General features: G+C 71.1%; 19 protein-coding genes. 7 read left to right on the top strand and 12 right to left on the bottom strand.

Annotation, left to right across the window (positions count from 1 at the left end; all coding sequences use genetic code 11):
- Positions 1–35: 35 nt before the first annotated feature.
- The 4 genes from ACOZ38_RS38020 to ACOZ38_RS38005 form a co-directional block, all read right to left on the bottom strand.
- Positions 36–911: a carbohydrate ABC transporter permease gene (locus tag ACOZ38_RS38020; protein ID WP_424535798.1), complete on the bottom strand. Its 876-nt coding sequence runs from the start codon at positions 909–911 to the stop codon at positions 36–38.
- A gap of 1 nt (position 912) precedes the next feature.
- A complete protein-coding gene (locus tag ACOZ38_RS38015) occupies positions 913–2,001 on the bottom strand; it encodes a carbohydrate ABC transporter permease (RefSeq protein WP_424535797.1) in 1,089 nt (362 codons plus the stop codon).
- Between the two features lie 107 nt (positions 2,002–2,108).
- Entirely contained in the window at positions 2,109–3,362 is a 1,254-nt protein-coding gene (locus ACOZ38_RS38010; protein ID WP_424535796.1) for a sugar ABC transporter substrate-binding protein, read from the bottom strand.
- Between the two features lie 45 nt (positions 3,363–3,407).
- The gene (locus ACOZ38_RS38005) at positions 3,408–4,496 is read right to left on the bottom strand and encodes a LacI family DNA-binding transcriptional regulator (protein ID WP_424535795.1); all 1,089 of its coding nucleotides are present in this window, start codon (positions 4,494–4,496) and stop codon (positions 3,408–3,410) included.
- Between the two features lie 188 nt (positions 4,497–4,684).
- Here ACOZ38_RS38005 and ACOZ38_RS38000 point away from each other — a divergent pair, with 188 nt between their 5' ends.
- Entirely contained in the window at positions 4,685–6,796 is a 2,112-nt protein-coding gene (locus ACOZ38_RS38000) for a glycogen debranching N-terminal domain-containing protein (protein WP_424535794.1), read from the top strand.
- A gap of 152 nt (positions 6,797–6,948) precedes the next feature.
- On the opposite strand, the gene ACOZ38_RS37995 is transcribed toward ACOZ38_RS38000, so the two are convergent.
- The 3 genes from ACOZ38_RS37995 to ACOZ38_RS37985 form a co-directional block, all read right to left on the bottom strand.
- The gene (locus tag ACOZ38_RS37995; RefSeq protein ID WP_424535793.1) at positions 6,949–8,238 is read right to left on the bottom strand and encodes an MFS transporter; all 1,290 of its coding nucleotides are present in this window, start codon (positions 8,236–8,238) and stop codon (positions 6,949–6,951) included.
- A 28-nt stretch (positions 8,239–8,266) separates the two neighbouring features.
- Complete coding sequence (locus ACOZ38_RS37990) at positions 8,267–8,743, bottom strand: MarR family winged helix-turn-helix transcriptional regulator (RefSeq protein ID WP_424535792.1); 477 nt, start codon at positions 8,741–8,743, stop codon at positions 8,267–8,269.
- Between the two features lie 89 nt (positions 8,744–8,832).
- Positions 8,833–9,381, bottom strand: coding sequence for a DUF1707 SHOCT-like domain-containing protein (locus tag ACOZ38_RS37985; protein ID WP_424535791.1), 549 nt, complete (start codon positions 9,379–9,381; stop codon positions 8,833–8,835).
- Positions 9,382–9,559: 178 nt separating this feature from the next.
- Here ACOZ38_RS37985 and ACOZ38_RS37980 point away from each other — a divergent pair, with 178 nt between their 5' ends.
- Together ACOZ38_RS37980 and ACOZ38_RS37975 are read left to right on the top strand one after the other, a co-directional pair.
- Positions 9,560–10,387 carry a DUF4253 domain-containing protein gene (locus ACOZ38_RS37980; protein ID WP_424535790.1) on the top strand — a complete coding sequence of 276 codons (828 nt, stop codon included), beginning with the start codon at positions 9,560–9,562 and terminating at the stop codon, positions 10,385–10,387.
- 208 nt (positions 10,388–10,595) lie between these two features.
- On the top strand, positions 10,596–10,796 hold the full coding sequence (locus tag ACOZ38_RS37975) for a DUF5302 domain-containing protein (protein WP_405140940.1): 201 nt from the start codon (positions 10,596–10,598) through the stop codon (positions 10,794–10,796).
- A gap of 230 nt (positions 10,797–11,026) precedes the next feature.
- On the opposite strand, the gene ACOZ38_RS37970 is transcribed toward ACOZ38_RS37975, so the two are convergent.
- Positions 11,027–11,866 (bottom strand): MOSC domain-containing protein, encoded by an 840-nt coding sequence (locus tag ACOZ38_RS37970; RefSeq protein WP_424535789.1) that lies wholly within the window; start codon positions 11,864–11,866, stop codon positions 11,027–11,029.
- A gap of 293 nt (positions 11,867–12,159) precedes the next feature.
- Here ACOZ38_RS37970 and ACOZ38_RS37965 point away from each other — a divergent pair, with 293 nt between their 5' ends.
- The 3 genes from ACOZ38_RS37965 (at position 12,160) to ACOZ38_RS37955 (ending at position 14,325) form a co-directional block, all read left to right on the top strand.
- Positions 12,160–12,609 (top strand): ATP-binding protein, encoded by a 450-nt coding sequence (locus ACOZ38_RS37965; protein ID WP_424535788.1) that lies wholly within the window; start codon positions 12,160–12,162, stop codon positions 12,607–12,609.
- 175 nt (positions 12,610–12,784) lie between these two features.
- Positions 12,785–13,333, top strand: coding sequence for an RNA polymerase sigma factor (locus ACOZ38_RS37960; RefSeq protein WP_424535787.1), 549 nt, complete (start codon positions 12,785–12,787; stop codon positions 13,331–13,333).
- Positions 13,330–14,325, top strand: a complete 996-nt coding sequence (locus tag ACOZ38_RS37955) for a hypothetical protein (RefSeq protein ID WP_424535786.1) — start codon at positions 13,330–13,332, stop codon at positions 14,323–14,325. The genes ACOZ38_RS37960 and ACOZ38_RS37955 overlap by 4 nt, the downstream gene beginning before the upstream one ends.
- Positions 14,326–14,377: 52 nt before the next feature.
- On the opposite strand, the gene ACOZ38_RS37950 is transcribed toward ACOZ38_RS37955, so the two are convergent.
- The 4 genes from ACOZ38_RS37950 to ACOZ38_RS37935 form a co-directional block, all read right to left on the bottom strand.
- Positions 14,378–15,541 carry an acyl-CoA dehydrogenase family protein gene (locus tag ACOZ38_RS37950; RefSeq protein WP_424535785.1) on the bottom strand — a complete coding sequence of 388 codons (1,164 nt, stop codon included), beginning with the start codon at positions 15,539–15,541 and terminating at the stop codon, positions 14,378–14,380.
- A 111-nt stretch (positions 15,542–15,652) separates the two neighbouring features.
- A complete protein-coding gene (gene secA2, locus ACOZ38_RS37945; RefSeq protein WP_424535784.1) occupies positions 15,653–17,914 on the bottom strand; it encodes an accessory Sec system translocase SecA2 in 2,262 nt (753 codons plus the stop codon).
- Between the two features lie 49 nt (positions 17,915–17,963).
- Positions 17,964–19,493, bottom strand: a complete 1,530-nt coding sequence (locus ACOZ38_RS37940) for an MDR family MFS transporter (RefSeq protein WP_424535783.1) — start codon at positions 19,491–19,493, stop codon at positions 17,964–17,966.
- Positions 19,494–19,629: 136 nt separating this feature from the next.
- Positions 19,630–20,553, bottom strand: a complete 924-nt coding sequence (locus tag ACOZ38_RS37935) for a DMT family transporter (protein ID WP_424535782.1) — start codon at positions 20,551–20,553, stop codon at positions 19,630–19,632.
- Between the two features lie 293 nt (positions 20,554–20,846).
- Here ACOZ38_RS37935 and ACOZ38_RS37930 point away from each other — a divergent pair, with 293 nt between their 5' ends.
- Complete coding sequence (locus ACOZ38_RS37930) at positions 20,847–22,442, top strand: phytoene desaturase family protein (protein WP_424535781.1); 1,596 nt, start codon at positions 20,847–20,849, stop codon at positions 22,440–22,442.
- Positions 22,443–22,487 lie beyond the last annotated feature (45 nt).

The raw sequence follows: 22,487 nt of genomic DNA, 5'->3' as shown, positions 1-22,487 counted from the left end.
CCTGGCCCGGCCCGAGGCGGGCCGGGCCGGTCGGGTCAGCCCTTCTCCGCGCCCTCGTTGGCGCCCCTGATGAAGTACCGCTGGAACACCACGAAGATGATCGCGACCGGGATGGTGGCGAGCACCGCCGCGCCGAGCTTCAGGGGGTACTGCGTGCCGGTGCCGAGGGAGCCGCTGACCAGGTCGGCCAGGCCGCGCGGCAGCGTGAACAGGCTCGGGCTCTGCACCGCCACCAGGCTGTGCGGGAACTCGTTCCACGTGCCCTGGAACGACATGATCGTCAACGTGATCAGGGCGGGGCGCCCCATGGGCAGCACGACCGACCAGAAGGTGCGGAACACCCCCGCGCCGTCGATGCGCGCGGCCTCCTCGACGCTCACCGGGATCGAGTCGAAGAACTGCTTCATGATGAAGACCCCGGCCGCGTCCACGATCACCGGCAGGATCAGCGCCGAGTAGCTGTCGTACATGCCGAGCTGGTTGAGCACCAGGAACTTCGGGATGAACAGTACGACCCCGGGCACGGCGATGATCGCGACGATGGTGGCGAACATCGCCCGCCTGCCGCGGAAGCGCAGCCGCGCGAGCGCGTACCCCGCGAGCGAGTCGAAGAAGACTCGCCCGACGGTCACGATGATCGTGACCAGGAGCGAGTTGCCCAGCCAGATGGGCAGGTCCGTCCCGAAGAAGACCCGGTCGTAGCTCGCCAGCGTGGCGGGGTCGGGTATCGGCGACAGCGGGTGTGCCGAGGCGTCCGGCTCGGTCTTGAAGGAGTTCGCGATCTGGATGACGAACGGGTAGAGGAAGACCAGGGCCGAGAAGACCAGCACCGAGTACCCGACGAAGGTGGAGACCAGGCCCCTGCCGTCCGCCGGCCGGCGGTTCGCTCTCCGGTGGGTGTTCACGGCCATGTCACGAGCTCCTTCGCGTGCGAGGGCCCGCGTCCGCGACGCGCTCGCGCATCACCCATCGCTGCACCAGCGTCAGCACCACGATGATCAGGAAGAGGATGAACGAGATCGCCGTTCCCGACCCGTAGTCGAAGTTGCGGAACGCCGTCCGGTACGAGAGGTACGCGGGCGTCAGCGTGGTCTTGGCGGGGTTGCCCTGGCTCATCACGTACACCTGGTCGAACACCTGCCAGGTGCCGACCAGGCCGAGCGTCAGCACCAGGAAGAGGCTGGGCTTGAGCATCGGCAGCGTCACGTAGCGAAGGCGCTGCCAGCGGCCGGCCCCGTCCAGGAGGCTCGCCTCCTCCAGCGTGACCGGGATGTCCTGGAGCGCCGCGAGGAAGATCAGCATGAACGTGCCGGAGGTCGTCCAGACGACCAGGACGATGATCGTGCACATGGCGACGCTCGGGCCGGACAGCCAGTCCCACCACGACAGCCCGAGCGGACCGCCGTCGGTCAGCGCGGCCGGGGGAGCGTCGGTGTCGACCAGGCCGAGGCCGCCGAGCAACAGGTGGAGCAGGCCGCGCGAGTCGGAGAACCACTCGGGGCTGCTGATCCCGAACGTCGCCAGCAGGCTGCTGACCGCGCCGGAGTTGGCGAAGATGAACAGGAAGACGACGCTGATGGCCACCGAGCTGGTGACCGAGGGGAAGTAGAACGCGCTGCGGAAGAACGTCTTGCCCTTGAGCATGCGGCTGTTCACCACGAGCGCCAGGCCGAGCGCCAGCACGGTCTGCGCCGGCACGACGATCGCCACGTAGTACACGTTGTTGCGGATGCTCGTCATGAAGTCCTGGCGGGCCAGGTCGTCACGGGTGAACAGCCGGGTGTAGTTGTCGAGCCCCACGAACGGCACCTTGCCGGTGAACGGGCTGCCCTGGCCGTTCCAGGAGGTCAGGCTCACCCACAGCGCCATCACGATGGGCAGCAGCATGAACAGGCCGAGGATGACCACGACGGGCGCGAGGAACAGCCAGCCCGCGAGGTTCTCCCTGGTGGCGGACCTGCGGCCGATACGGCGGTGGGCGCTCTCGGAAGTGATGTCCACCTTGTCTACCTCCTTCCGGTAGAGATTCCCGAGGTGCCGTGGGCCCCGCCCGCGCCTCGCCCGCATCGCGGGACGAGGTGGCGGGCCGGGGCCTTACGCGGGAACGCTCAGCCGGTCAGAGCGCTTTCGGTGTTCTTCTGCACGCGCGCGAGGATGGTCTTCGGCGCGGTGGTGTCGAGCTGCTGGAGCCCGGCGTCGAAGTCGGCCAGCACGCTGTCCATCTTCGGGGCGTTGACGGGCCCCTGGGCGTAGTCGGCGCCGTTCACGAACGCCGTGTCGTCGGGGAACTCCTTGGTGAACTGCTCCTTCGCCGACTGGCGGGAGGGCATGACGCCGAACGCGCGGGCGAACGCCATCTGCTGGTCCACCTTCGTCATCGCCTCGACGAAGCTGATCGCCTGCTCCTTGTGCTTGCTCTTGGCCGCGATGCCCCAGCAGTTGGTGAAGGAGAGGGTGCCCTTGCCCTTCAGGCCGGCGGGCAGCTCGTAGGCGGTGTACTTGAGGTCGGGGTAGTCCGCCTTCATGGCGCCCTTGATCCAGTTGCCCTCGATGGTCATCACGGACTTGGCCTTGCCGAACGCCTCGCCGCCCCATCCGGAGTCGAGCTTCTTCGGGTACTTCGCCAGCCCGCCCTTGAGCATCGACCGGACGTAGTCCAGGGCCTTGAGGTTCTCGGGGGTGTCCGCGGTGGCCTGCTTGCCGTCGGGGCTGGTGATCCAGCCGCCCGCCTCGGCCATGAAGGCCCCGATGCGGTCGCGCGTGTCACCGAGGGCCAGCGGAACGAGCCCCTTCGCCTTGATCTTCTCGGCGACCGAGGTGAGCTGCTCCCAGGTGGCCGGCACGTCCGACTCGCCGAGCCCGGCCTTCTTCCACAGGTCGTCGTTGACGATCAGCGCGAGCGTGGAGAAGTCCTTGGGCGCGCAGTAGAACTTGCCGTCACGGGTGAAGGTGGTGCGCAGGCTCTCGTAGTAGTCGTCCGGGTTGGAGATCTTGTCCCCGTACGGTTCCAGCGCGCCGACGCTCGCGTAGTCGGCGAAGCGGGCGGCGTCCACGTAGAACACGTCGGGCGGGTTGTCCCCGGCGAAGGCCTGGCCGAGTTGCTGGGTGAGGTCCTGCGCGGGCGTCACGGTCGCGGTGTTGCCGCTGGCCGTGGCCCACGCCGCAGCGGCGTCCTTGACGGCGGCCGTCTCGGCGTCGCCCGAGGAGCCGATGAGGATCTGCAGGGAGGCCGGGCCGCTGCTCTGCGTGGTGGGGCTCTGGCCGGCGTTGTCGTCGAAGCCGCTGCCACAGGCCGCCGAGGCAAAGAGGGTGCCGCAGGCGGCCGCTGCCAACGCCGCCGTCCGGAGGTGTCTGCGTTTCATCGCGCTGTCCTGATCTTCGTGATGGGTGGTGAGTTTCCGGAACGCTCAGGCCGACCGTCTGCGGACCAGCGATGGCTGGAGCAGCACGTGTGCCGGCTGGGCCTCCGGGGTGGCGGTGGCCGTGGATCCCCGTTCCACGTCACCTTCGTCCGTGCGTCCCCCGACGTCCTTGCCCGCCTGCCGTGCCCGCGCGCCGTCTCCCGCGAGGGCCCTGATGAGCAGGGACACGCAGCGGGCGGCGGCCTCGGCGAGCGGCTGGCTGACGCTGGTCAGCCCCACGGCCCTGGCCGCCGGCGTGTCGTCGAAGCCGATGACGGGGATGCCCCTGCCCGCCTGGAGCGCGCCGAGGGCGAGCGAGTCGCTCACGCAGACCAGCGCGGTCACCGGGCGGTCGGCGTCGAGCAGGGCATGGGCGGCGGCCTCCCCGTGAGGCACGCCGTCGTGGGTCCGGTAGTCGAGCTCGGCGATCTCGGCCGGGCTCGCGCCCTCGGCGGCGAGGGTGCGGGCCCAGCCGTCCCTGCGGTCGTCGCCGACGCCGGACTGCGAGGGCCACCCGAGGAAGCCGATGCGCCGATGGCCGAGGTCGAGCAGGTAGCGGGTCGCCATGGCGGTGCCCGCCGCGCCGTCCACGTCGACCCACGGGTACTGCCGGTCCGGCGATACGCCCCACGGCCGTCCGAAGGCGACGAACGGGATCCGCTGTTCGAGCAGCCAGCCGGTGCGGGGGTCGCCGTAGTTGATGCTGGTGAGCACGAAGGCGTCCGGCTCGTGCACTCCGAGCAGGTCGTCGAACGTCGCCAGCTCCGCCTCGTGGTCGTCCGCGGTGTACAGCAGCACGCGGTAGCCGGCCCGTGCCCCGGACTCGGTCAGCCCGTGCAGGAAACGGTCGAAGACGAAGCCGTTGATGCCGTCGTCCTGTGCCGGTTCGATGCGCGCGGCGATCAGCTGTGACCTGCCGGTGCGCATCTGGCGCGCTGCCTGGCTCGCCCGGTAGCCGAGCGCCTTCACGGCCTCCAGCACACGGCGGCGCGTCTCCTCGCGGACGACTTCCGGGGAGTTCAGCGCGTTCGACACCGTCTGCCGCGACACGCTCGCGTATCGCGCAACATCGGCGATCGTCACCTTGTCGGCCATGGGCACCTTTCGGCATTTGATCGTTCAACACGGACTATGGCACGATTGGATCGTTCAAGTAAAGCCAATGTTTCGTAAGCTGCAAGCGGAGGCAATCCCGCCATGCGGCGCCGGCACGACGTGACCCAGGGGGCCCATCGGTGTTCGACCACGGAGCAACACCCGAAGTCGAGGACGTCTCCACCAGCGTGGCAGACCTCGAAACGGCTTTCGGGGCGCCCCCTGACGCGACTCCCGACGTCTCACCGAGGCTCCAGCCGCTGCTGCACGACCTCGTCAGCGCCGTCCTCGCGCCCACGAGCGCCCTGAGCGGCACCGACGGGCAGATACGCCCGGTCGGCGCGCAGGGCTTCTTCCATGCGGACTCGCGGGCCCTGTCGCAGGTCAGGCTGCTGGTCGACGGCCGCGAGCCCGACCACATCGCCCACTCCCTCACCGGGCCGGGCGGCGCGCGGTTCGTCTCCCTGCCCCGGTGGCTCGGCGACGCCGGTCCCGACCCGACGGTGCGCGTCGACCGCGTCCGCCAGGTGACGCCGGGCGGCATGCAGGAGACCATCGACATGGTGTCCACCTCCTCGGCGACCGTGACGGCGACCGTCACGCTCGACCTGGAGTGCGACTTCGCCCCTATTGAGGTGGTGAAGTCCGGTGGTGACAGCCACCCCGCAGCGGCGGCGGGCGGCGCGCCCGGCCGCCTCGCGTGGGGGCTCCACGGCATCCGCGTCACCGTCAACGGCGAGGACGCCCACGCGGAGACCGGCACGGCCGGGCGGGACGCCCGGCTGCGGTGGGAGGTCACGCTGGCGCCTCGCGGGCGGGCCACGCTGCGCTGGGAGGTCGGGGTCGAGGATCCCAAGGCCGTCGTGATGTCGCCCGTCCGTCCCGTCGAGTGGGGACGGCCGCGCGTGACCGCCGCCGACCACCGCCTGACCCGCCTGTTCGACCAGTCGCTCGACGACCTGCGCTCGCTGCGGCTGGCCGAGGTGGGCGCCCCCGGGGACACCTTCCTCGGCGCGGGCGTGCCGTGGTTCCTGACGCTGTTCGGGCGTGACAGCATCTGGGCCGCCCGCATGCTCCTGCCGCTCGGCACCGACCTGGCCGCCGGGACGCTGCGCGTCCTCGCGCGCCGCCAGGGCACGAAGACCGACCCCGGTTCCGGCGAGTCCCCCGGCAAGATCATGCACGAGCTGCGGCGGCACGAGTTCAACGTCGTGGGGAACGGCCTGCGCCTCCCCGCCGCGTACTACGGCACCATCGACGCCACCCCGCTCTGGGTGAGCCTGCTCCACGACGCCTGGCGCTGGGGGATGCCCGAGCAGGAGGTGGCGGAGCTGCTTCCCGCGCTGGAGGCCGCGCTCGAATGGCTCGGCGGCGACGCCGACCCCGACGGCGACGGCTTCCTCGAATACATCGACAGCAGCGGGCGCGGCCTCGCCAACCAGGGATGGAAGGACTCCGGCGACTCCGTGCGGTTCCGCGACGGGCTCCAGGCCGTGGCGCCGATCGCCCTGGTGGAGGTGCAGGGGTACGCCTACGAGGCGGCCAGGAACGGGGCGGCGCTGCTCACGGCCTTCGGGCGTCCCGGCGCCGACCGCTGGCACCAGTACGCGGACGCGCTCGCCGAGCGGTTCCGCGCGCACTTCTGGGTCGAAGGCCCGCACGGCAGGTACCCCGCCCTCGCCCTCGACCGGGACAAGCGGCCGGTGGACGCGCTCACCAGCAACATCGGCCACCTGCTCGGCACCGGCCTGCTGTCGGCGGAGGAGTCGGCGGCCGTCGCGGGCCTGCTCGCCTCGCCCGCCATGGCCGGGGGCTTCGGCCTGCGCACGATGTCCGCGGAGGACGGCGGGTTCAGCCCGCTGTCGTACCACTGCGGGTCCATCTGGGCGCACGACACCGCGATCGTGGTGGGAGGCCTCGCCCGTGCCGGGTTCGGGGCCGAGGCCGCGGTGCTGGCCGAGGGTCTGCTGTCGGTGGGGGAGCTGTTCGACTACCGGCTGCCGGAGCTGTACGCGGGCGACGCGCGCGAGGCGGTCATCCGGCCCGTGCCCTACCCCGCGGCCTGCCGTCCGCAGGCCTGGGCGGCGGCGGCGGCCGTCACCGTCCTGCACGCGGCCGTCGGCGTCTACCCCGACGTGCCCTCCGGCCGCGTGTCGCTCCGCCCCATGGCGGGGGCGCCGCTCGGCGCGGTCGCCGTGGAGGGGCTGCGGATCGCGGGGGCCGAGGTCCGCGCCGCCGTCGGCGAGGACGGCGCGGCCACCATGACCGGCCTCCCCGCCGGTCTCACGATTCCGGGCTGATCCGCCGCTGGGCGGGAAGGAGCTGTTCCCGACCCACGTGCGCCAGGCTCAGGCGACCGAGCCGGCGAGGTCGGAGACGGCCTGCTCCGGGTTGACGATGAGGATGTGGCAGCGCGCGTGCCGTCCCAGCTCGCGGCCGGCGCTGGCGTCCATCAGGGCCGCGATGAGTGACCGTTGGCGGGTGTCCCGTCGACGGCGACGAGGGTGACCTTCGGGGCCGGCTCCCCGGCCTCGGCCGTCTCGTCCACGCCGGACGCCTGGACCCGCTCCGAGTGGGCCAGGTGGCCGTGGGCCGTGGACAGGATCACGATGCCGAGGACGAGCGTCCCCGCGCCGATGTAGAAGGGGACGTGCACGTTGGTGTGCTCGACCAGCTTTCCCGCGGCGAACGGGGCGAGGCCGCCGCCGATGAAGCGGACGAACCCGTAGGCCGCTGAGGCGATCGGGCGCTCGACGGGGGAGACCGTCATCACGGCCTGCGTGGTGACGGTGTTGTTCACCCCGATGAAGACGCCCGCCACGATGACCGCGGTGATCAGCACGGGCGGGTGCGTCGTCCAGATGGCGATGACCAGCACTGTCACGGCGAAGAGCGCGAGGTTGGCGTAGAGCGTGCGGGCGATGCCGAAGCGGCGCTGCAGCCAGGGCGCCCCGAAGACGGCGAAGAAGGCGACCAGCAGGCCCCAGCCGGTGAAGACGAAGCCCAGCTCGATCGCGCCGAGGCCCATCGGGAAGGGCGCGTACCCGAGGACGGTGAAGAAGGCCCAGTTGTAGCAGAGCGCGGTCAGCGACATCGTGAGCAGGCCGCGGTGCCGGAGGGCGCGCAGCGGCTCCAGCAGGCCGGTCTTGCGTTCGGGCAGCGGCATCGGGCGCACGAGCACGGCGGTCGCGATCATGGCGATGGCCATCAGGGCCGCGACCCCGAAGAACGGCCCCCGCCAGCTGATGTCGCCGAGCAGCCCGCCGAGCAGCGGGCCCACCGCGATGCCCAGCCCGAGCGCCGCCTCGTACAGGATGATCGCGCCGACGAAGCCGCCGCTGGCCGAGGCGATGATCACCGCGAGGGAGGTGGCGATGAAGAGCGCGTTGCCGACCCCCCACCCGGCGCGGAAGCCGACGATCGCCCCGATGCCGGGCGAGGCGCCGGCGAGCGCGCTGAAGACGACGATCAGCGCCAGCCCGGCCAGCAGGGTGTACTTGGTGCCGATGCGGCTGGAGACCCAGCCGGTGATCAGCATGGCGACCGCGGTCACGACCAGGTAGCTCGTGAACAGCAGGGTGACCTGGCTCGGCGTGGCGTTCAGCTCATGGGAGATCGCGGGCAGGATCGGGTCGACCAGCCCGATGCCCATGAACGACACCACGCAGGCGAAGGCGACCGCGAACACGGCCTTGGGCTGCTTGAACGGGCTCACGTTCGCGCCGCCGGGATGACCACTCATCAATACGCTCCATCCAGGAATTCAGGGTTCACACCGACCGGCGGGCGGCCGAACGGTCGTCGGGCGCCAGGCGCGTCAGGCTGCGGACGGCCGGGAGCGCCGCGACGAGCGAGGCCCGCTCGGCCTCGCCGAGCTGGGCGAGCAGTTCGGTGAGCAGTGCGGCGCGGGCCTGCCGGCGCTCGGCAAGCGCGGCGCGCCCGGCGTCGGTGATGTGCACCTGCACCACGCGCCTGTCCTCCGGATCGCCGGCCCGTACGGCCAGCCCGGCCTCCTGGAGGCGGGAGACGAGCTGCGTCATCGCGGGCTGGGTCACGCCCTCGCTCGTGGCCAGGTCGGTCAGCCGGCAGGGCCCCGAACGGTTGAGCGTGGACAGCGTGGCCACCGAGGTGAGCGAGAGGTCGCCGCGGGGGCCCAGCCGCAGGACGAGCCGCGCGAGCCCTTCCAGGGCGGACGTCACTTCGGCGGCGGGGAAGTCACGCGTGGTGACCGTGTCCGGCAGATCCATAAGCAACTTATATCAATGCATTATGTATATGTCGATAAGCGTCCCACTTGGTGGATGTTCGCGGGTTCAGCGGGGGAGGCGCAGGACTCTCAGCGGCGGGGGTGCTTGAACTTGATGGTGCCCATGCTGACCTGGCCGACCACGCGGAGGATCGGCAGGCCGGGGACGGGGGCGTCGTTGGCCTTGTTGACGATGTTCCCCATGCCGCTGGTCACCTTCTCCAGCCGGACGGTCCAGCCCCGGGGCACGATGACGAGGATGGTGCCGGCCCCGCACCTGGCGTCGAGCAGCACTTCCCGCTGGTCGCAGGTCGCCTGAGTGAAGTCGATCTTGATGTTGCCCCAGGCGCAGTCGGCGGTGATGTGCCTCGGTACCACCCACGGGCCCACCTGCTGGACGTGCCCGGAGCGCGTCTGCAGCGTCAGCGGCTCCTCGGCGGCGGCCACGTGCGCCATGACCGGCAGGTCGGCGAGGAGCTCGTCCAGCTCGGCGTAGGTCTTGGCCCTGTAGGCCTTGTCGAGCCGCTCGTCCAGCTCTTCGAGGGAGATGCGGCCGTCGCCGGCGGCGACCCGCAGTCGTTCGGAGACCGCCTCGCGGTCGGCATCAGAAGCGCGCAGATTACCGGTCGCATCCGTCATATCACCACGGTAGCGGAGGATGCCGATCTGTCCGAGTCTCCGTACGGTAGAGATCATGGCCGGGGGTACGCGACAAGATGGGCGATTGTGCGGTACGACGGGAGACGTGGCGGATCCTCCCCCCGACATCTCGGCAGACCGGGATCCTATTGGTGTGATCGGCACCGGAACGGTTGAGATGGATCATCGTGAGCGACGGCAGTTGCCGCCGGCCGTACGCCGGTTGTTCGACGACGGCGGAAACGGGCGCACCCTGTCCGTGGAGCTCCCGGCGGGAGCCGTGGTGTGGCCCGACCCCACCTATGCCAGGTTCCCCTCGCAGCGGCGTCCGGCGTTCTGGCTGAGCCAGGCGCCCGTGACGGGATCCCTGTGGGCCCGCCTGCGGGCCGATCATCCGCGCTCGGGCCTGTGGCCGGTGCTCATGGAGGACTCCGTCCAGCCGTGGTCGGTCGGGCAGATCGCCCCGGACGCGGCGGCCGAGATCGACAACTACAACGTGGACGCGTTCATGGCCGAGGTGTGGTCCGACTGGATCGAGCGGGCCGCCGAGGAGCAGGTCGAGATCCTCGACCCGTTCGGCCCCCACTGTCCCGGACCGGCCGAGCCGGCCGAGTTGCGGACCGACCCCGACGGCCTGGCCGACCGGTACGCCGCCATGCTCGCGGAGCAGGGGACGCCGGTCGGCCTCGCGGCGGTGCAGCGCGGGGCGGACGCGCTGGCCGTCATGGGATGGCAGGGCGCGCTGCACCACAACGAGTGGAACGTCCCCCTCGCGGCCGTGGTGCGGAGCTGGGAGGACAGGTTCGCGGCCCGCCTGGTCGGCCTGGGGTTCAACACGCTCGACCTGAGCGTGGCCGCGCCCCCGGTCAGCTCGCAGCACGCCCTGCACGTCGCCGCCGAGCACTGGGCGTTCTGCCCCGACGCCATCGTGCAGGGCGCGGGCACGCTGATCGACTACGCCGAGCAGATCAGGGGGAAGCACATCTGGTCCTTCTGGTGGGACTGACCTGGGACGCTTGTCACCTCATGTCAGCCGAGGTCAGGACGCGCGTACGAAGGGGCAGGGTGACCCGTGAGATGATGTACGGGTGCTTCGCCGGATCTGGGCGTGACGGAATCGGGGGCGGGGTGCAGGACACCGACGCCAGGCGGGCGGTCACGCACGCGCACGTGCGAGGCTGAGTGGTTGCCCCGTCCAAGAGCAGGAGGTCCGCATGACTGCCGACGCACCGGAGCCGGAATCCGAAACCCCGGACGACGAGTTGAAGCGTAAGTTCCGTGAGGCTTTGGAACGCAAGCGCCAGAGCCAGGCGGAGACCAACGCCAACGGCCGGGGGAAGGACGCATCCAAGATCCACGGCGCCCACGGCCCCGCCGGAGGCAAGCGTTCCTTCCGCCGCAAGAGCGGCGGCTGAGCATCACCCGAGCCGCGTCCGCGGCGACCGGCTGAGCCGCGATGCCGTGTCTGCGGCGACCGGCTGAGCCGCGATGCCGTGCCCGCCGTGGAGCGCCCCCCCCGTATGAGCGCCGGCAGGGCGTGAGAGGCCCCGGCCACCGGAGACGGTGGCGGTGACGCCTTGGACGTCCTGCCGGTCCGGCGGAGGTGCACCAGGGCGACGCGCACGGCCTGAAAGGCTCGAAGGGCTCACCGGTGGCCGGAGGCGTCCAGCGGTGTGACGGCGTCGCCGACGCGGATCTCGCCACGGCCGTCGGGAATCAGGCGGATCCCGAACCACGTCTTCCCGTCCCACTTGCGGTGCCGCGCGAGGGTGCGGATGGGCTCCTTGCCCTTGACTGTGGTGACCGGGTCGACGGTGGTGAGCGTGCAGCGGTCGCAGTGCTCCCCGACGCGGAACTCCACCTCTCCTATGCGCACCCGCGTCCAGGCGTCCTCGGCGAACGGCTCCGCTCCCTCGATCATGACGTTCGGCCGGAAGCGCAGCGCCGACAGCGGCTCGGGGATCTCCTCGCCGCGCTCCACGGCCCCCTCGGCGATCCAGTCATCGAGCCGCCGCAGCGACGAGCCGGAGGCGAGCAGCAGCGGCCCGGTGTCCTGAAGCGTCAGGGTGTCTCCCGGCCTGCCGCCGTGGGATCTCCCGACCGCGCGGCGCAGGGGGTCCTCCAGCCAGAGCAGCAGGGAGGGCAGGCCGAGCGCCCGCGTCATCCACCGGTGGGCCTCCTCGCCCGCGGCGGTGGCCTGGTCCAGGCGGGTGATGCGCAGGGGCGCCGGCGTCCCGCCCACGGGCGGTGTCACCTCGATCGGCGGCAGGCCGGGGGCCGTGAGCCTCACCGCGCCACCCGGGGCGGGCGTGGCGGTCACCGAGAGCATCCTCGGCACCTCGCGGGCGGAGTGGATCTGACCGTTCTCCGCGACGACGGCCCACCGCCGGTCGCCGTCCAGCCCCCACGGCTCCACCGTCGCGGCGTCGACCCCCACCCCGGCCGTCGACTTAACGGGATATATGCGGATATCGGCGAGCTGCACGATTGTCAGGTTACCCAGCTCATCGGGGCCCGCCCAGTGGATAACGGGCCGCCGCTCTTCTGTAGGCCGGAAAGGCTTCACGTGGCCAGCCGATTGGGAGCGCTCCCAGGCAACTTTCAGAGTTGAGCAGGAGAGCTGTGCCTGCTGAGGCGTGAGTAATGCTATGAGGTGCGAGAACAGAGAGTCAGCCGTGTTCGACGGTGGACAGAGAGAAACAATCATGTTTCGAGTGATTCACAGCGCCGAATTATTGTCGTAACCTGAGTGGGAGCGCTCCCACGAAGGAGGAGCAGGTGTCCGTCACCTTCCGCGCCAACCACCCTTCCGCCTCGGACTTTCAAGGCTGTCTCCCGCTCCGCACGGCCGAGTGGATCCTGTCCGCCGACGCCGAGAGCGTCCACGCGGCGCGCGTGCTCGTCTGCCAGGAGCTGCGGCGCTGGGGCACCCGAGGGCTCGTCGACGACTGCTCGCTCATCGTGAGCGAGCTGGTGACGAACGCCATCCGGCACGGCGGCACCGCCTTCTCGCTCCGGCTCGGCAGCGACGGGTCCTCGGTCTACGGCGAGGTCTTCGACGCGGGGGACGGCCTGCCGTGCGAGGCCCCCGGAGACCTCGACGCCACCGACGGCCGGGGTCTTCTGATCGTGGGCACGCTCGCCGACGAGTGGGGCGTCGTCCCGGCGGCCGGCGGCGGCAAGACGGTCTGGTTCGTCGCCGGTCTCGGCGGCGAGCCCGCGAGCTGACCTCACGGTTCGGGGGTCTGTGAGGTCTCGCCGGGGCACGGTCACCGGGCGGTGCCGTGCCCCGGCGGCGGTACGAATTTCTTGGGTTTGACGCGAAATGATGGGCTCGCTCCTGACATAGGGGCAGGTGTCCGTATTCCGCGCTGACCTAGGAGACCGGGTATGGGGACCGCCCGTGGATAACGAGCTACCGGCCAGGTTCGAGGCCGTCTACCGGGAGACGTACGGCCAGATCACGGCCTATGCCGCGCGTCGCTGTGACTCGCCGCAGGACGCGGCGGACGTGGTGGCGGAGACCTTCACCATCGCCTGGCGGCGGATGGGCGAGCTGCCGGGCGGTGAACAGGCGACGCTGTGGCTGTACGGGGTGGCGCGCAAGGTGCTGGCCAACCACTACCGAGGCGAGGTGCGCCGCCGGGCGCGCAGCGTGGAGTTCGACGCCGAGATGGTCGACCTCTACGCGGACACCCCCGACAGCGGGGTCGAGCTGGAGGCGATCGCCCAGGTCTTCAGGACCCTGCCCGACGACGACCGCGAACTGCTGTCGCTGGTCGCCTGGGAGGGCCTGGACCGCCAGGAGATCGCCACGGTGCTCGGGGTGTCGCGCAACGCCGTGCGCATCAGGCTGCACCGAGCCCGCAGGCGCTTTTCCCGCGCGCTCGCCGAGGCGGACGTCCGCTTCACGTCAGAGAGCCGGCTGGTGCCGGTGGAGAGGCCGCTGTGAAGAACATCCATGAGATCGACACGATGGTGAAGCCACTGGCCCGGGTGCGGCCCGGGGGGCCGGGAGGCCGCCCGTCCGGCGCGGGGGCGCGGGCGCTGCTGGCCTCGATCACGGCCGAGGAGCCAGGCGCCGCCGCCGAGGCGGCCGTCGAGCCGCGCCGTGCCCGCCGGTACGGCCCCCGCCGCCTCGTCCTCGGCCTGGGCGCCGCGGCCGTGCTCGCCACGGGCATCGTCGTCGGCCCCGGCCTGCTGAAGGACGGTCCCGGTGTGTCGCCCTCCTACGCCGTCACCAAGGACTCCGACGGCATCGTGTACGTCACCGTCCGCGACTTCCGCGACGCCGAGGGGCTGACGAGGCAGCTGAAGGACCTCGGCGTCCCCACCATCGTCGACTACGTCCCCTACGGCAAGAAGTGCCGGGAACCGCGCGCGACGTACGTGGACGACATCCCCCCTGGCCTGTACAGCGTGCCGGAGAACATTCCCGGGGAGACGGTGGGCTGGCGGATGCGGATCAACCCCAGGCTCTTCGAACCCGGCCAGACGTTCGTCTGGACCATAACGGCCACCCCGGGCGGAGGAGGCAGCACCAGCACCATCCTGATGAATGACCCGGTCGCCCCCTGCGTCCTCGTAACCGAGGATCACCTCGGGCCGAGGGTCATCGAGAACCCGCCCTATCGCACAGCGACCCTCAAGGGCCGCTCGCTCGCCGGGTACCGGGTGGACGAGAAGACCGTGGGCGAGGTCGTGCCGGAGATCAAGAGGCGCGGCCTGAAGGTCACCTACCTGATCATGGGCATCCCTCAGGGGAACCCGGGCGGCTTCGTGGAAATGCGCACGCAGGACACCCCCGTCGGGGACGACTGGATCGTCTGGGAGGCCGAGGAGTCCACCCGGGTGCGGGGAGTGATCCGGCTGCTCGTCACCGACAAGCGCTACGACGGGAACCCTGTCTACGGCGGACCCCGCGACGACGTCGTCAACGAATAGCCGCCGCTATACGGCCCGCTCGACGGCCCGCCCGGCGGGCCGTCAGGTGTCCTCAGCGGAAGGCGTCGAGGCCGGTGACGGCCCGGCCGAGGGTGAGGGCGTGGACCTCCTCCGTGCCCTCGTACGTGGCGACCGTCTCGAGGTTCACCATGTGGCGCATGACCGGGTATTCGAGGGTGATGCCGTTGGCCCCGTGGATGCTCCGCGCCAGGGCCGCGACGCGCTGTGCCGCCCGGACGTTGGCGAGCTTGCCGAAGCTGATGTGCGAGTGGTGGGCCAGCCCGGCGTCCTTGAGCCGTCCGATCCGCAGGGCGGTCATCGTGGCGTGGTTGACGTCGACGAGCATGTCGGCGAGCTTCCGCTGGGTGAGCTGGAACGCGCCGATCGGCCGGTCGAACTGCACGCGGGTCTTGGAGTAGTCGATCGAGGCCACCAGGCAGGCCCGCGCCGCGCCCGCCACTCCCCAGACGATGCCGAAGCGCGCCTCCGACAGGCAGGACAGCGGCGCCTTGAGCCCCTCGGCCCCGGGCAGCACCGCGTTGTTCGGCAGCCGCACGCCGTCGAGCACCAGCTCGGAGGTGATGGAGGCGCGCAGCGACAGCTTCTTGTGGATGACGTTGGCCGAGAAGCCCGGGGTCGACGTGGGCACGAGGAACCCCCTGATGCCCTCGTCGGTCGCCGCCCAGACGATCGCGACGTCGGCCACGGAGCCGTTGGTGATCCACATCTTGGTGCCGTCGAGCACCCAGTCGTCGCCGTCGCGCCGGGCGCGGGTGCGCATCGAGCCGGGGTCGCTTCCGGAGTCCGGCTCGGTGAGGCCGAAGCAGCCGATCGCGTCGCCGGTCACCATGCGCGGCAGCCACTCCTCCTTCTGCTCCTCCGACCCGAACCTGTGGATCGCGGTCATCGCGAGCGACCCCTGGACCGAGACGAAGCTGCGCAGCCCGCTGTCGACGGCCTCCAGCTCGCGGCAGGCCAGGCCGTAGCTCACGGCGTTGGTGTCCGCGCAGCCGTACCCGGACAGGTGCATGCCGAAGAGCCCCAGCTCGCCGAGGCCCTTGGCCAGCCCGCGCGGGTCGGGGATGGTGCCGGCGTCGAACCAGTCGGCCACGTGCGGCAGGAGCTCGGCGGTGGAGTAGTCGCGCACGGCGTCGCGGATCGCCCGCTCCTCGTCGGACAGGTCACGATCTACTTCGAGGAAGTCATGAGGGTTCATGCGCAGTCACCTAAGAGGGTCGTGGAGGTGCTCGTGGATGCCGCTCCTGTTACCCAGCACCCAATCACAGGCGCTCGGCGCGCCATCAAGGCACCCGGGGCCGCGCACGCGTCAGGAGTCTTCGAGGCCCTGGCGGCGCTTCGCCCTCGGACTGAGGCGCTTGAGTACGCGGTCGAAGGCGTTGCCGAAGGGGTTGTCCTGAACGAGGTAGGTCCAGGTGGCGGTGGGGCGCTTCAGGCCGCTGTCCAGCGGGTCGAGGCCGTCGGCGGTGATCGTCGCCGTCTCGAACGTCTCGACCGACCGGCTCTCGACCTCGTCCAGCAGCCGCCGGTACGCGGTGACGCCCTCGCGGTGGAACTCGTCGATGGGCTTGAGCCGGTGCCCGAGGGCCCGCAGGTGGATGCCCTCGCGGACGTCGGACATGAAGCCCAGGTGCTCGGTCCAGCAGCGGTCGAGGTGGTACAGCAGGATCTCGCGTGCCGCCTCGCGGAGTGTTGGCTCGCCCACGCGTTCGCGAAGGTCGTTCCAGCGCTCGGGGGCGGCGCCGGCGAGGGCGTCCGCGGCGGCGTCGCCACGGAGCACCTTGTCGCGCTGCTCCAGCACCAGGTCGCGCTGCCGCTCCAGCAGCCGGGTGTAGCGCCAGGTGTTGCGGTGGATCTCCATGTGGGTGCCCTCGGCGACCCGCTGGGCGTGGCCGACGACGTACCCGGCCCGCTTGTGGCGCACGACGCCGTCGTCGTCGGCCCGCGGGATCGCCTCGTCGGGGGCGTAGTGGGTGATCAGGTCGTCTTCGAGGCTGACCAGGAACACCGAGCCGCCGGGGTCGCCCTGGCGCCCGGCGCGGCCCCTGAGCTGGTCGTCCAGGCGGCTGCTCGCGTGCCGGCCCGACCCGATGACGTACAGGCCGCCCAGCTCGGCGACCCCCTCGCCGAGCCGGATGTCGGTGCCCCGCCCGGCCATCTGGGTGGACACGGTGATCGCCGACCGGGCGCCGGCCCTGGCGATGATCGCGGCCTCCTCGGCGTCGTTCTTGGCGTTGAGCACGACGCAGTCGAGACCCTTGGCGCGCAGGTCGTCCGCCAGGCGCTCGGACTCGGACACGTCGAGGGTGCCGATCAGGATCGGACGCCCCGTCGCGTGGACGCTCGCGATCTCCTCGACCAGCGCCCGCTCCTTGTCGCCTGCCGTGCCGAAAACGCGGTCGGGCTCGTCGACGCGGACGCACGGCTTGTTCGGGGGCACGACCGCGACCTTCAGGCTGTAGAACTCCCTGAGGTGCTCCTCGACCGCCACCGCAGTGCCCGTCATGCCACATATTTCGGGATAGCGGCGGATGAGGCCCTGGATGGTGATCGAATCGAGGATCTCGCCGGTCTCGCTCGCCGGGAGGGCCTCCTTGGCCTCCACCGCCGCCTGGAGGCCGTCGGGCCAGCGCTGCAGGGTCGCCACCCGGCCGCGCGACTGGCTGACCAGGTGGATGCGCCCGTCGCGGACGAGGTAGTCGACGTCGCGGGTCAGCAGCGCGTGCGCGTGCAGGGCGAGGTTGACGCGCGTCAGCATGTCGGGGGTCTCGTACAGGTTGACGCCGCCCAGGGCCTTCTCGACCGCGTCGGTGCCCTTGGCGGTGAGGAAGACGTTGCGACCCTGGTCGTCCAGCTCGTAGTGGTAGCCGCGCGAGAGCCGCCGTACGAGCTCGGCGGTCTCGGGCGTGTCGGCGCCGGGGTCGGCGGCGCCGGCGAGCACGAGCGGGACGCGGGCCTCGTCCACCAGCACCGAGTCGGCCTCGTCGATCAGCGCGACGGAGGGCTCGGGCACGATGACGTCGTCGGCGGCCGTCGCGATGCGGTCGCGGAGCACGTCGAAGCCGATCTCACTGACCGAGGCGTAGGTGACGTCCTTGGCGTACGCCTCGCGCCGCTCGCCGGGCGTCGAGGACTGGCCGATCCAGCCCACGGACACGCCGAGGGCCTCGTAGAGCGGGCCCATCCACTCGGCGTCGCGCCGGGCGAGGTAGTCGTTGACCGAGATGACGTGGACGCGCTTGCCCCGCAGGGCGTGCCCGGCGGCGGCGATGGCTCCCGAGAGGGTCTTGCCCTCTCCGGTGGCCATCTCGGCCACGTGCCCGGACAGCAGGGCGAGGGCGCCGACGAGCTGCACGTCGAAGGCACGCATGTCCAGCGTGCGGCGGGCGGCCTCACGGGCGATCGCGCAGAACTCGGCGAGGTCGTCCATGCGGGGTCGCGGAAGCTCGGTCAGCGCCCGGATGCGGTCTTCATGGGCGCCCGCCTGCGTGGCCACGCGTTGAAAAGGGCCAAGGTTGGCGCTTCCCGGACGATCCAGGAGATTTCTGATCAATTGCGATATCGAGGCCACGTCCCCTCCAACGCCTCCTACTGTAACGGCGTTCCCGCACCCGATCGTCTCAGGCGCTGTGCGCGGGGACATCATGCCTGGCCGAGGCCGGGCGGTTCGACAGCGGGATCTCCTTGACGAAGAAGGCGAGGACGAATCCGAGGGCGACGATGGGCGCCACGTACAGGAAGATGGGCGGCAGTGCCTGCGCGTACGCCCTGGCGATCGTCTGGCGCACGGGCGCGGGGAGCTGGTGCACCATCTGCGGGGTGATCGCGTTGACGCTGCGCACCGGCAGCCTGGCCCCGGTCGAGTTGAGGGCGTCCGACAGGCGGTGGATGAAGACCGAGCCCACCAGCGAGGTGCCGAGCGAGGCGCCGGTCTGCCGGAAGTAGTTCACGGCCGAGGTGGCCGCGCCCACGTCGCGGTGGCCGACGGAGTTCTGCACGATCAGTACGAGCGTCTGCAGCACCATGCCGAGGCCGAACCCGGTCACGAACATGTAGAGCCCGTTCAGCACCATCGAGGAGCCGGCGGTCATCCGGGACAGCAGCACGAGTCCGACCGCCAGCAGCCCCATGCCGAGTATCGGGTAGATCCGGTAGCGCCCGGTCGCCGAGATGACCCTGCCAGAGCCGATCGAGGTGATCGTCATCCCGGCGACCATGGGCAGCATCAGCAGCCCCGACCCGGTGGCGCTCGCCCCGTTGACCATCTGCAGGAAGGTCGGCAGGTACGCGATGGCGGCGAACATGCCGATGCCGACGAACACCGAGATGGCCGTCGGCACGACGAACAGGTTGTTCCTGAACAGGTGGAGCGGGATGATCGGCTCCTCCGCCGCCCGCTCGGCCAGCACGAACCCGGCGGCGAGGACGACCGTCCCCGCCGCCAGGCCGATGATCACGGGGGAGCCCCAGGCGTACTCCGTGCCGCCCCAGCTCGTGACCAGCACGACGCATGTGGACGTGCCGGCCAGCAACGCCGTGCCGAGGACGTCGAGCTTCGGCCTGATCGACGGCTTCGGCAGCTTCAGCGCGACGACGGTGATGCCGAGGGCGAGCAGCCCGAGCGGCAGGTTCACGTAGAAGCACCAGCGCCAGCTCGCGTGGTCGGTGAAGAAGCCGCCGATGAGCGGCCCGATCACCGACGACAGTCCCCAGACGGCGCCGATGATGCCGGTGTACCTGCCCCGCTCGCGCGGGGAGACGAGGTCGGCCACGATCGCCTGCACGCCGATCATGAGCCCGCCGCCGCCGAGCCCCTGGAGGGCGCGGAACCCGATCAGCTCGGGCATGTTCCGCGCGGCCCCGCAGAGCACCGAGCCGATCAGGAAGATCACGATGGCGGCCTGGAAGACGACCTTCCTGCCGAACAGGTCACCCAGCTTGCCGTAGATCGGCAGCCCGATGGTGGAGGCGAGGATGTACGCCGTGACGATCCAGCCGATGTGCTCCAGGCCCTTGAGGTCCCCGACGATCGTCGGCAGGGCGGTGGAGACGATGGTCTGGTCGAGGGCCGCCAGCAGGAGGGCCACCATCAGCCCGGCGAACACCAGGTTGACCTGACGGCCGCTCAGCCGTGGTCCTTCGACGTTCATCCACGCCACCTCTCTTATGGGGTTGAATGGTCCTATCCAGGCTTTCCACCGGAAAAACCTTCGTGCCCTATTCGGTCACCGGTTGCCGTGACCGCCACCAAGGTCTAGCACGCCCCGCGAGCGGTGCCGCCTACGGCTAGCCGGACTTGCCCGGCCGCGAGTCCCCGCGTGACTCGCCGAGGGCGAGGAGCGCGACGGAGGCGAGCAGCACGCCCGCGCCCGCCGCCGAGGCCGCCGTCAGGCGCTCGCCCAGCAGCAGGACGCCGATGGCCGTGGCGCCCGCCGGTTCCAGGAGCGTCACCACCGAGGCCGTCGTCGCCCGTACGGCCGAGAGCCCGGTGAAGAACAGGCTGTAGGCGAGCGCGGTGGGCATCGCGCCGAGGTAGCCGAGCAGCGCCACGGTGGCCCCCCGCCCACCGCTGGGCACCAGCCCCTCGGCGGCGGCGATAGGAAGCAGCAGGATCCCCCCGACGGCGAACCCCCACATCGCGGTGCCGTACGCGTCCCGCGCCGAGGAGACGGCCGGCCGTACGGAGGGCCGGGCCGAGGCTCGGGAGTGGAGCGTGACCCCGGCGTACGCGACCGCGGACAGCAGGGCGAGGCCGACGCCAGCGGTGGAGGCGGCCGACGGGCCGCCCACGAGCAGGAGCAGCCCGGCGAGCGCCAGTCCCATGCTCAGGGCCCCCACGCGGCCGAGCCTCTCGGCCAGTGCGAGCCGCGCCCCGAGGGCGACCAGCGCCGGGCTCGCGCCGAGCGTGATCACGGTCGCCATGGCGACCCCCGCCTCGGCGACCGCCGCGAAGTAGGCGGCCTGCGACACCGCGAGCCCCGCGCCGACGAGCAGCAGGCCGGTCCAGCGGGGACGCGGTTCGCCGAGCCCGAGCAGGCGGGCGGCGGCGAACAGCAGGGCGGCGCCGAAGACGAAGCGCCAGAACGAGACGGCCACGGGGCCGAGGCCGCTGATCCGGTACAGAACGGCCGCCGCGGGGCCGCCCGTGCCCCAGATGGCCGCGGCGGTGGTGACGTACAGCATGCCTCGCCGTACGGAGACGTGCGTCATGAACTCTCTCCATGGGAGTGGTCGGAAGAAGGGCCCGTGATGCGGGCAGCCGCCACCCACCGGACCGCTCGGGTCCGGATCTATGGAGAGGAACCGCCCGCTAGCGGGCGGTGGGGGGAGAGGTGATGAGAGTCCGTCGCATGGCCGTCACGGTAGCCACCCGACCCAGGGCGGGGCCACCGGTTAACGGCCCCCTCTTGCGTCCTGACTGACTATCCAGTCAGTCTATGTCTGGAGCGGCCCCTGCGCAGGAGCTGGAAGGCCGGTCCACGAGCGGGAAGGTGAGGCGGGACATGAACGAGATCGCTGAGCGGCTGGGCATGGTCGGGCTTCCTGAGCCGGTGCGGGCCCTGGCGTCGCGGCGCTGGGACGTCATCGTGGTCGGAGGCGGGCACAACGGGCTCACCTGCGCGGCCTACCTGGCCAGGGCCGGCAGGTCGGTGCTGGTCCTGGAGGCGCTCGACCGCCTCGGCGGCGCCTGCACCCTCGACCGCCCCTTCCCCGACCAGCGGTACGTGATCAGCCCCTGCGCGTACGTCATCGGCCTCCTCGACGAGACCGTGCTCCGCGACCTGCGGCTGGACGAGCGCGGGGTCGAGGTGTACCTCGCCGACCCGCAGCTGTGGGTGCCCTTCGACGACGGCACGGCCTTCGCCCAGTGGCTGGACCACGACCGGACGCTGGCCGGGCTGCGGGGACTCGGCCTCTCCCAGAAGGACATTGACGGATATTTCGCTTATGAGGATCTGTTCGACCAGATCCGGATCCGGCTCCGCAAGGGCAAGAGGGACACCTGGGCCGGCGACTCCCCGTCCAGGGCCGAGCTGGAGGAGCTGCTCGGCGGCGAGGGGCTCATGACCGACGTGCTCTTCCACGCCTCGATCTCGGACGTGCTGGACGAGTTCGTGTCCGACCGGCGGCTCAAGGACGCCCTCTTCGGCCAGGGGATCATCGGCACGTACGCGGGGCCCAAGGACCCGGGCACCGCCGCCGTCAAGTTCATGCACTTCGCCGGGGAGGTGCACGGCGAGGGCGCCGTCTGGGGATACGTGCGCGGCGGCATGGGCGTCGTCAGCTTCGCCATCGCCGAGGCCGCGCGCGAGGCGGGCGCCGTGCTGGCCACCGGCGTGCCGGTCGGCGAGGTGCTGCCGGGGGAGGGAGTGCGGCTGGAGGACGGCACGTTCATCGCCGCGGCCACCGTCGTCAGCAACGCCGACCCCAAGCGCCTCATGACGATGCTGCCGGACGGCGCCGTGCCGCAGGACTACCGGCGGCGTATCGACGACTGGGACATCCGCAGCCCCGTCGTGAAGTTCAACGCGGCCCTGCGGCGCCTGCCCAACTGGACGGCGGCCCCCGGCGAGACCTTCATGGCCCGCGGCGTGGTCAACACGACCACCGGGCTGGAGGAGGCGCAGAAGGCGTTCGAGCGGTGCGACGCGGGCGAGCCGGCGGTCGGCTTCGGGGAGATCTACGTCCAGACCGGGCACGACCCGTCGCCGGCGCCCGAGGGCAGGCACCTGATGAGCGTCTTCGGCCAGTACGCCCCCTACGGCCTGAACGGCGGCTGGGAGAGCCGCAGGGAGGAGGTCGCCCGGCAGTTCATCGACCTCATCGAACGCTTCGCCCCCGGCTTCTCCGACTGCCTGGAGAGCTACGAGGTGCTCGGCGCGCCGGACATCGAGAAGCGCGTCGGCCTGACCGGCGGCCACATCTTCCAGGGAGAGGTGCGCCCCGGCCAGATGTGGGAGAACCGCCTCACCCCCCGCACCCCCGCCCCCGGCCTCTACCTCTGCGGCGCCGCCACCCACCCCGGCGGCAGCGTGATAGCCCTCAACGGCAAGAACGCCGCCATGGCGATCCTCGCCGACACCCCCAGCCGCACCTGACGCGCGCGCGCCATCGGTGTCATAGCGAGGAGTGTGCGCGTAGCT

This window comes from Sphaerisporangium viridialbum, from assembly GCF_049674955.1.
In the GTDB taxonomy this organism is placed as follows: domain Bacteria; phylum Actinomycetota; class Actinomycetes; order Streptosporangiales; family Streptosporangiaceae; genus Sphaerisporangium; species Sphaerisporangium viridialbum.
Note: the sequence above shows the minus strand (reverse complement) of the source record. Positions and strands in the feature narration are given on the sequence as shown.